Raw genomic sequence first — 7,664 nt, forward strand, 5'->3', positions numbered from 1 at the left:
CGCAGGCCGGATCAGCCCTTGTGCCCGGAATCCGCCCGCGGCGGACCCAGCGTGCCCCGCTCGATGATTGCCGTCGGGATCTCGATCCGGCGCTCCACCGGCTGCTTGGTGATCAGCTTGATCAGCATCTCGGCGGCGGCCTCGCCCATGCGCCGGTGCGGCACCCGCACCGTGGTCAGTTTCGGATCGACCACGCCGGCGAGATCGATATCGTCGAAGCCGGTGAGCGACACGTCGCCCGGCACCTTGAGGCCGAGCTCGCGCGCCATCTGCATGGCGCCCACGGCGAGCACGTCATTGCCGCACATCACCACGGTCGGACGCGGGTTCGCCTTCATCAGCTCGCCCATCGCCCGGGCCCCGTCCTCGAAGGTGTAGGCGGCCTCGATCACCGGCAGGTCCGCAGGGGCAATGCCCGCTGCCTCCGCCGCCGCGCGCACGCCCGCGGTCCGGTCGGCCGCGCGGTCGTTCATGTAGGAGATGCCGGCAATCATCGCCAGGCGGCGATGCCCCCGGGCGATCACCATCTCGGCCAGCCGGGCGGCCGCGGCGCGATTGTCGAAGCCCACGAAGCAGCCGTCGCCGCTGCCCAGGTTCCAGGCCCCGACGAAGGGGATGCCGCGGCGGCGCAGGTATTCGGTGCTGCTTTCGGGCCGGGCCGAGCCGATCAGCAGCAGCCCGTCGGCGCCGCGCCCGGCGAGCGCCTCCATCTGCTGGCGCTCGCGCGCCGGGTCGTAGCCGGAGCTCGCCACCAGCAGCGTCTTGCCGAAGCGTGAAAGGGTTTCCTGGAACGACTGCAGCCCGCGCGCGAAAATGGCGTTGTCCATGGTCGGAATGATGGCGCCGACCGTGTTGGTCCGCCGCGAGGCGAGCGCCCGCCCGCCGAAATCCGGCGTATAGCCAAGTCTCTCGACGGCCAGCATCACCCGCTCGCGCGTGAGCGCGATCACCTGGTCGGGCGAATTCAGGCAGCGCGACACGGTCGCGGTCGACACTCCGGCCGCGCGCGCCACATCGTCCAGCGTTGGTTTTGCATGTTCATTCATCGCCACCCCGGCTATCCTACACAAATAATGACCTGATGCATGATATAGGTGCTTGCATATCAACATGTAAGCGCTTACATTGCAATGGTTGAAACCTTGGGAGGGGTCATGAGACAAGCGGAAAAACCGGCATTCTGGATGGCGGGCTTGGCTATGGCGCTGTTTGCCGCCGATGTGACGGCAGGCGCTTTCTTTCGCGCCGCCTTCCTGTCCGACGTGGCGCAGGCATTGCTGCTTGCGCTCTCCTGCGGCTTCTTTGTCGCCGGCCTGCTTCTCATCGAAGCGAAAGTAAAACCCGGCGAGACATCAATCATGAATGGGGAGGAGGAAACCCGATGACCGACACGAAGATTCAGGACGAACTGGCTTCCGCCGAAAGGCGCAATTTTCTCAAACTGACCGGTGCGGGCGCGTTCACCGCGGCCATGCTGCTGGGTGCGGCGGGCACGCTGTGGTCCGACGAGGCCGTGGCCCAGACCGCCAAGGAAGAGAGCGACCGCGAGGCCGCCGCGGCGCATATCATGACGCTCGCCACCGAATATGTGATCGGCACCTCGCGCAGCTACCCGATGATGCAGCTCGACGTGAAGGAAAACCTCCAGAACGCCTCGAACGGCAAGATCTATGTCAAGCTTGCCCCGGGCGGGCAGTTGGGCATCGGCTCGGCGCTGGCGCAGAAGGTGCAGGGCGGCACGGTCAATGCCGGCCAGTTCTCGCTGTCCAACTTCGCCCCCTTCGCGCCCGCCGTCGACCTCATCAACATGCCCTATTTCTGCGGCGCCAACCAGCGCTTCGTCAATCTGGTGACGTCCGACATCTGGAAGAAGGAAGTCGACGCGCTGGTCGAGGCGCGCGGCTTCAAGCCGATGTTCTACTTCTGCATCGATCCCCGCGTCATGGCCGTGCGCCAGGGCGGCAACGCCATCATCACCCCGGCCGACCTCAAGGGCGTCAAGTTCCGCGTGCCGGGCTCCAAGATGCTGCAGCAGTTCTACCAGATGGGCGGCGCCAACCCGACGCCGGTGGCCTGGGGCGAAACCCCGTCCGCCATCAAGCAGGGCGTGGCCGATGCGCTCGACCCTTCCGTCGGCGCGCTCTATGCCTTCGGCTTCAAGGACATCCTGAGCCATGTCACCTTCACCCAGGCCGTGCCCGACAGCCAGGCCTATGCCTGCAATCTCGAATGGTTCAACACCCTGCCCGCCGACGTGCAGGAGGCGATTGCCTGGGCCTCGGAAATGAGCTTCCACCAGAACCTCGCCAAGGTGCCCTCGGCCCGCGCCTTCGCCATGGCCGAGATGGCCAAGTCCGGCGTCGAGTTCCATTCGCTCACCGAGGAGCAGCTCACCGAGTGGAAGGACACGGTCGGCTACCAGCGCTCCGAATGGGACGGGTTCAAGACCGAACTCGCAGGCTCCATGGAGACCTTCGACAAACTGGTCGAGGCCGCGGGCACGCAGGGCAAATATTACGTCCACGACGCCTGAGTTTTCCGCCTATGGCTCCGCCGCAGGCCAAGGCCCGGCGGCGGAGCTCTCACCCAGTCAACAACTCAGGCGGACGGGCTTTCTCGAGCCCAGGCCGCAAGGGGGCGTCGTGTCGAAATTTCTCATCGCGCTGGACAGGAACCTGGAACGCTGGGCGCTGCTCATGTTCTACGTGCTTCTCGTGGTGACCATGGCGATAGAAGTGCTTCGCCGCGAGGTCTTCGCCTATTCCTCGATCTGGGGCGAGGAGGTCGTGCGCTACGCCTTCATCTATCTGGTCTGGATCGGGGCTGCGGCGGCGGTGCGCGAGCGCGGCCATATCCGCATCGACGTGATGATGCATTACCTCGGGCCGCGGGCGAAGGCGGCGCTCTACATCTTCGGCGACCTGGTGATGGCCGTCGTCGCGGTGATCGCGCTCTACTGGTCGTTCGAAACCGTGCTGGTCTCGGCCAAGTTCGGCTCTGTCAGCGCCGGCCTCCGGGTGTCGATGGTCTGGTTCCTGATGGCGGTGCCGCTCGGCTTCGCCATCATGCTCTGGCGCCTGTTCCAGTCGCTCGTTCGCGATTTCAAGAGCTTTCGTGACGGCACACCCGTCTATGAAGGCCAACAGCTGTTTGATTGAGGGCTAGTTCATGCTGTGGCAACAACTCAATCAGACCGTGGAACTGGGCTGGGATTTCTACGCCCCCGTGCTGCTCTTCGTCGCGCTGATCACGCTGGCGGTGCCGGTCTGGGCGGCCATCGGCGCAGGCGCGATCCTGATGCTGGCGATGTCGGGCGACATGCCGCTGAGCGCGGTCGGCGAAAGCCTGTTCACCGGCATCGACGCCTTCGCGCTCACCGCCGTGCCGCTGTTCATCCTCACCGGCGACGTGCTGGTGCGCACGGGATTGAGCCGCAAGTTCCTCGATGTCGCCGAAGCGCTCACCTGCTGGACCAAGGGCGGCTTCGGCTCGGCCACGGTGCTGGTCTGCGGCATGTTCGCGGCCATTTCCGGATCGGATGCCGCCGGCGCCGCCGCCGTCGGCCGCATGACCATCGCGCGCCTCGTCGAAAGCGGCTATCCGCGCCCCTATGCCTGCGCGCTGGTCGCCGCCGGCGCCTGCACCGGCATCCTCATCCCGCCCTCCATCGCTTATATCATCATCGGCCTGGTGCTCGGCATCTCCGCCTCCACCCTGTTCCTGGCGGCGCTCATTCCCGGCATCTGCATCCTCATCTCGATCCTGGTCACCAACCTCGTCGTCAACCGCATCTATCACTACGAGGGCGGCCACCCGATGACGTTCCGCGAGTGGGGCGCGAACCTGTTGAAGGCGCTCAAATCCGGCTGGTACGCCTTCATCGTGCCGGGCATCATCTTCTACGGCATCTTCTCCGGCCGGCTGACGCCGACCGAGGCGGGCGCCACGGCGGTGGTCGTGACCATTGCCATGGGCTTCATGCTGCGCACGCTGAGCCTCGCCGATTTCCCGGCCATGCTGCTGGGCTCCGCCAAGGTCAACGGCGTGATCCTGCCGATCATCGCCTTCTCCGCGCCGCTCGCCGAAGCGCTCGCCATCATGGGCGTTCCGCAGGGTTTCGTGCTGGCGGTGACCTCGCTCAGCGAGGATCCGGCGGTCATCATCCTGATGATGATCTTCATCCTGATCGCGGCCGGCTGCGTCATGGAGACCACGCCCAACATCGTCATCCTGGCGCCGATCCTCAAGCCGCTGGCCGACAATATCGGCATGAACGAGATCCAGTTCTGCGTCATGATGATCACCGCGCTTGGCGTCGGCTTCATCACCCCGCCGCTCGGGCTCAACCTCTTCGTCGTCTCTGGCATTACCGGCGAGTCGATCCTGAAGATAGCCTGGCAGGCGATCCCCTTCGTACTGTTCATGCTCGTCGTCGTGCTCATCATCGCCTTCGTCCCGGCGCTGTCCACCACCCTGCTGCCCGACATCTACAAATAGTCTGATACCCATTCACAGGAGGTCCGGGGACATGTCCCGCATCTATCTCAAGAAAGCCGCAAAAACCTCGTCCACCGATTCCGGCTCCGTCCGCGACACGGTCCAGGCCATTCTCGACGAGATCGAGACCGGCGGCGAGGACGCGGCGCGGCGCTACGCCGAGAAATTTGACCGCTACACCGGCAACATCGTCGTCACCCGCGAGGAGATCGAGCGCGCCGCATCGCAACTGCCGCAGAAGCTCAAGGACGACATCCGCTTCGCGCACGACAATGTGCGCAAGTTCGCCGAGGCGCAGAAGTCCACGCTGAGCGACGTCGAGGTCGAGATCGTGCCCGGCCTCGTCGCCGGCCAGAAGACCATCCCGATCGAGGCCGCCGGCTGCTACGTGCCGGGCGGCCGCTACAGCCATGTCGCCTCCGCCATCATGACGGTGACCACCGCCCGGGTGGCGGGCTGCAGGCACATCTCGGTCTGCTCGCCGCCGCGCCCCGATGTCGGCGTCCACCCGGCGATCCTTTACACCGCCGATCTCTGCGGCGCCGACACCATCCTCGCCATGGGCGGCGTGCAGGGTGTAGCCTCGATGGCCTTCGGCCTGTTCGGCGTGCCGGCCTCGGGCATCCTGGTCGGCCCGGGCAACCAGTTCGTCGCCGAAGCCAAGCGCATCCTGTTCGGCCGCGTCGGCATCGACATGTTCGCGGGCCCCACCGACAGCCTGATCCTCGCCGACAGGGACGCCGATGCCGAGATCGTCGCCGCCGACCTCGTCGGCCAGGCCGAGCACGGCTACAACTCGCCGGTCTGGCTGGTCACCGACGACCGGGCGCTGGCCGAAACGGTGATGGCGCTGGTGCCGAAGCTGATTTCCACGCTGCCCGAGGTCAACCGCGACAATGCAGCCGCCGCCTGGCGCGACTTCGCCGAGGTGATCCTCTGCGACAGCCGCGAGGAAATGGCGGCGACCTCGGACGAGTACGCGCCCGAGCATCTGACCGTGCAGGCCGCCGATCCCGACTGGTGGCTCGCCCGCCTCGGCTGCTACGGCTCGCTGTTCCTGGGCGAGGAGACCACCGTGGCCTTCGGCGACAAGGCGTCCGGCACCAACCACGTGCTGCCCACCTCGGGCGCCGCGCGCTACACCGGCGGGCTTTCGGTGCACAAGTTTATGAAGATCGTCACCTGGCAGCGCGCCACGCGAGAGGGTTCGAAATCCATCGCCGAGGCCACGGCGCGGATCTCCCGGCTCGAAGGCATGGAAGGCCATGCCCGCACCGCCGACATCCGGCTCAGGAAATATTTCCCCGGCGAGAATTTCGACCTCTCGGGCACCGACCGGGACATCTGAGATGGCAGCATCTGACATGTTCAACCTTGAGGGCAGGGTGGCGCTGGTCACTGGCGCCAGCTCCGGCCTCGGCCGGGCGGCGGCGAGCTGTCTCGTCCGGGCCGGCGCGCGCGTGGTCGGCCTCGCCCGCCGCGCCGAGGCTCTCGACCGGTGGCGCACGGAGGCGGGCGGGGAGACGGCTGCGGTCACGGCAGACCTTGCGTCGGACGCCGATCTCGCGGCGATCGCCGCGCGCGCATGCGCCCCCTTCGGTCCCCCGGACATCCTCGTCAACGCCGCGGGCCTCAACCTGCGCCAGCCGGCCGATCAGGTGACGCGCGACGGCTGGGAGCGTACCATCGCGCTCAACCTCACGGTGCCGTTCTTCCTGGCCCAGGCGCTGGTTCCGGCGATGCGGGAAAAACGCTGGGGCCGGATCGTCAATTTCGCCTCGCTGCAGTCGCGCCGGGCCTTCGCCAACGGCATCGCCTATGGCGCGTCCAAGGGCGGGGTCGAGCAAATGACCCGCGCCATGGCCGAGGCTTGGTCCGCCGCCGGGATCAACGCCAACGCGCTGGCGCCGGGCTTCTTCCATACGGAGCTGACGGGCCCGGTTTTCGCCGATCCGGCGGTCGCGGCCCGGCATGCCGCCGCCACCTGCATCGGCCGCAACGGCGAGATGCAGGACATCGAGGGGCCGCTGCTGTTCCTCGCCTCCGAGGCGTCCGCCTATGTCACGGGCCAGGTGCTCTTCGTCGACGGAGGCTACACGGCCAAATGAGAGCGCTCGTCTACACCGAACCCAGGAGCCTGACCTATCGCGACGAGCCCGCGCCGCGCCTGCCCGATGGCGAATGCCTGGTCCGGGTCGAGGCGGTGGGCATCTGCGGCTCCGACATGCATGCCTATTTGGGCCATGATGAGCGCCGCCCGGCGCCGCTGATCCTCGGCCATGAGGCCGCCGGCGTCGTCGTCGAAGGCCCCGGAACGGGCAGCCGCGTCACCGTCAATCCGCTCGCCACCTGCGGCCAGTGTCGCGCCTGCAAGGCCGGCCGCAACAATCTGTGCCCTGAGCGCCAGATCCTGTCGATGGCGCCGCGCCAGGGCGCGTTTGCCGAATTCATTGCCATTCCCGCCGAAAACCTGGTCGAGATCCCGGGCGGCGTCTCCTTCGAGAAGGCCTGCCTGGCCGAACCGCTCGCCTGCGGCTGGCATGGCGTCCGGCTCGGCGCCCGCGCACTGGACCTTCCGCTCGAACGGGCCCGCTGCCTGGTGATCGGCGGCGGCGCCATCGGGCTCGGTGCGGCGCTGGCGCTGAAGGCGCAAGGCGCGTCCGACGTCACCATCAGCGAGGCCAATCCGCGCCGCGTCCCGGCGCTTAAATCCGCCGGCGACTTCACCATAGCCGGCCCCGACGCGATCGCGGCGGAGGATCCCGGCGGCTACGACCTGGTGATCGACGGCGTCGGTTTCGGCGCGACGCGCGCGACCGCGAGCCGCGCCGCGCGCCCGGGCGGCGTGATCGTCCATATCGGTCTCGGCGACGCCTCCGCCGGGCTCGACATCCGCCGCATGACGCTGCAGGAAATCACCTTCATCGGCGCCTACACCTATACGCCGCAGGACTTCCGCGACACCGCCGCGGCGATCTTCGACGGCCGGCTCGGACCGCTCGACTGGGCCGAGATATGCCCGCTCGCCGACGGCGCGTCGGCCTTTTCCGCCATTCTCGACGGGCGGGCGTCCGCCCCGAAAATCATTCTCAAACCCTGAAAAAGGAGATTTGCCATGGGGACCCCCCATTTGCTGGTTCATGATCACGCGGACAATGTCGGCGTTG

At 67.0% G+C, this 7,664-nt stretch carries 8 protein-coding genes; 7 read left to right on the forward strand and 1 reads right to left on the reverse strand.

The window, feature by feature from the left end; genetic code table 11:
- Positions 1-11 precede the first annotated feature (11 nt).
- The gene (locus LL06_RS20805) at positions 12-1,046 is read right to left on the reverse strand and encodes a LacI family DNA-binding transcriptional regulator (RefSeq protein ID WP_035531280.1); all 1,035 of its coding nucleotides are present in this window, start codon (positions 1,044-1,046) and stop codon (positions 12-14) included.
- A gap of 108 nt (positions 1,047-1,154) precedes the next feature.
- Between LL06_RS20805 and LL06_RS20810 the strand changes: the two genes are divergently transcribed.
- The 7 genes from LL06_RS20810 (at position 1,155) to LL06_RS20840 (ending at position 7,597) form a co-directional block, all read left to right on the forward strand.
- Complete coding sequence (locus LL06_RS20810; protein WP_035531283.1) at positions 1,155-1,385, forward strand: hypothetical protein; 231 nt, start codon at positions 1,155-1,157, stop codon at positions 1,383-1,385.
- Positions 1,382-2,533, forward strand: coding sequence for a TRAP transporter substrate-binding protein (locus tag LL06_RS20815; RefSeq protein ID WP_035531285.1), 1,152 nt, complete (start codon positions 1,382-1,384; stop codon positions 2,531-2,533). The genes LL06_RS20810 and LL06_RS20815 overlap by 4 nt, the downstream gene beginning before the upstream one ends.
- A 109-nt stretch (positions 2,534-2,642) precedes the next feature.
- Positions 2,643-3,158 (forward strand): TRAP transporter small permease, encoded by a 516-nt coding sequence (locus tag LL06_RS20820; RefSeq protein ID WP_244447198.1) that lies wholly within the window; start codon positions 2,643-2,645, stop codon positions 3,156-3,158.
- 10 nt (positions 3,159-3,168) lie between these two features.
- On the forward strand, positions 3,169-4,497 hold the full coding sequence (locus tag LL06_RS20825; protein ID WP_035531287.1) for a TRAP transporter large permease: 1,329 nt from the start codon (positions 3,169-3,171) through the stop codon (positions 4,495-4,497).
- Positions 4,498-4,528: 31 nt separating this feature from the next.
- A complete protein-coding gene (gene hisD / locus LL06_RS20830; protein ID WP_035531289.1) occupies positions 4,529-5,845 on the forward strand; it encodes a histidinol dehydrogenase in 1,317 nt (438 codons plus the stop codon).
- 1 nt (position 5,846) lies between these two features.
- Positions 5,847-6,605 (forward strand): SDR family oxidoreductase, encoded by a 759-nt coding sequence (locus tag LL06_RS20835; protein WP_035531291.1) that lies wholly within the window; start codon positions 5,847-5,849, stop codon positions 6,603-6,605.
- Complete coding sequence (locus LL06_RS20840) at positions 6,602-7,597, forward strand: alcohol dehydrogenase catalytic domain-containing protein (protein ID WP_035531294.1); 996 nt, start codon at positions 6,602-6,604, stop codon at positions 7,595-7,597. Before LL06_RS20835 ends, LL06_RS20840 begins: the two co-directional genes overlap by 4 nt.
- The last annotated feature ends 67 nt before the right edge of the window (positions 7,598-7,664 follow it).

Source organism: Hoeflea sp. BAL378 (assembly GCF_000759435.1).
Classification (GTDB): domain Bacteria; phylum Pseudomonadota; class Alphaproteobacteria; order Rhizobiales; family Rhizobiaceae; genus Hoeflea.

Excerpts from the sequence above, each read along its gene's own strand:
- LL06_RS20805 (WP_035531280.1), bottom strand. The coding sequence starts at position 1,046 with ATGAATGAACATGCAAAACCAACGCTGGACGATGTGGCGCGCGCGGCC.
- LL06_RS20810 (WP_035531283.1), top strand. The coding sequence starts at position 1,155 with ATGAGACAAGCGGAAAAACCGGCATTCTGGATGGCGGGCTTGGCTATG.
- LL06_RS20815 (WP_035531285.1), top strand. The coding sequence starts at position 1,382 with ATGACCGACACGAAGATTCAGGACGAACTGGCTTCCGCCGAAAGGCGC.
- LL06_RS20825 (WP_035531287.1), top strand. The coding sequence starts at position 3,169 with ATGCTGTGGCAACAACTCAATCAGACCGTGGAACTGGGCTGGGATTTC.
- hisD (WP_035531289.1), top strand. The coding sequence starts at position 4,529 with ATGTCCCGCATCTATCTCAAGAAAGCCGCAAAAACCTCGTCCACCGAT.
- LL06_RS20835 (WP_035531291.1), top strand. The coding sequence starts at position 5,847 with ATGGCAGCATCTGACATGTTCAACCTTGAGGGCAGGGTGGCGCTGGTC.
- LL06_RS20840 (WP_035531294.1), top strand. The coding sequence starts at position 6,602 with ATGAGAGCGCTCGTCTACACCGAACCCAGGAGCCTGACCTATCGCGAC.